The 1132-nt window shown below is 64.0% G+C and carries 1 protein-coding gene; it reads left to right on the forward strand.

What is annotated here, in order from left to right; all coding sequences use genetic code 11:
• Positions 1 to 46: 46 nt before the first annotated feature.
• Positions 47 to 1132 (forward strand): IS630 family transposase, encoded by a 1086-nt coding sequence (locus ABZ195_RS28650; RefSeq protein ID WP_355223259.1) that lies wholly within the window; start codon positions 47 to 49, stop codon positions 1130 to 1132.

Below are 1132 nucleotides of genomic sequence, written 5' to 3' on the forward strand. Positions count from 1 at the left end.
CTAGTGTCCTGAGTCGTTAATTGCGGCCTAGTTGTTAGACTGGGTCATGCCTACTCCGCATGCCGTCGAGATCGTGTTGAGCGCTGATGAGCGCCGCGAGTTGGAGGGCTGGGCTCGTCGTCGTACGAGTGCGGCGGGGTTGGCGATGCGGTCGCGAATCGTGCTGGCGGCAGCTGATGGTGGGTCGAATACCGAGTTGGCGGATCGGTTGGTGCTCTCGATCGGCACGGTGCGCCGGTGGCGCAACCGGTTCGCGGAATTGCGCCTGGACGGTTTGGGCGACGAACCGCGACCGGGCCGCCCGCGGGTGGTGGGCGACGATCGCATCGAGGCGTTGATCGTGGCCACGTTGGAAACCGCGCCCAAGGACGCGACGCACTGGTCGACCCGGTCGATGGCCGAGCACCTGGGGCTGTCGCAGTCGATGGTGTCGCGGGTGTGGCGGGCGTTCGGACTTGCTCCGCACAAACAGGATTCGTGGAAGTTGTCGAAGGATCCGCTGTTCGTGGCGAAGGTCCGCGACGTGGTGGGACTGTATCTGGACCCGCCGGAGCGGGCGTTGGTGCTGTGCGTGGACGAGAAGACCCAGATCCAGGCCCTCAACCGCACTGCGCCGGTGCTCCCGATGTTGCCGGGCACCCCGGCACGGGCCACCCATGACTACGTCCGCCACGGCACCTCGAGCTTGTACGCCGCGTTGGACCTGGCCAGCGGGAAGGTCATCGGGTCGTTGCACGCCCGCCACCGCGGCACCGAGTTCCTGAAGTTTCTGAAGAAGATCGACGCCGAAGTGCCCGCCGACCTCGACGTGCACCTGGTCCTGGACAACGCCTCCACCCATAAGACGCCGGCGGTGAAGCGTTGGCTCACAGCACATCCAAGGTTCGTCATGCACTTCACCCCGACCAGTTCATCCTGGATGAATCTGGTCGAGCGTTGGTTCTCCGAGTTGACCACGAAGAAGCTGCGCCGCGGAACCCACACCTCGGTGCGCCAACTCAACACCGACATCCGCGCCTGGATCGACACCTGGAACGAGAACCCACGTCCCTACGTGTGGACCAAGACCGCCGATCAAATCCTCGCCAGCATCGGCAACTACTGCCAACGAATTAACGACTCAGAACACTAG

This window comes from Mycobacterium sp. NPDC006124 (assembly GCF_040614235.1).
Lineage (GTDB): Bacteria > Actinomycetota > Actinomycetes > Mycobacteriales > Mycobacteriaceae > Mycobacterium.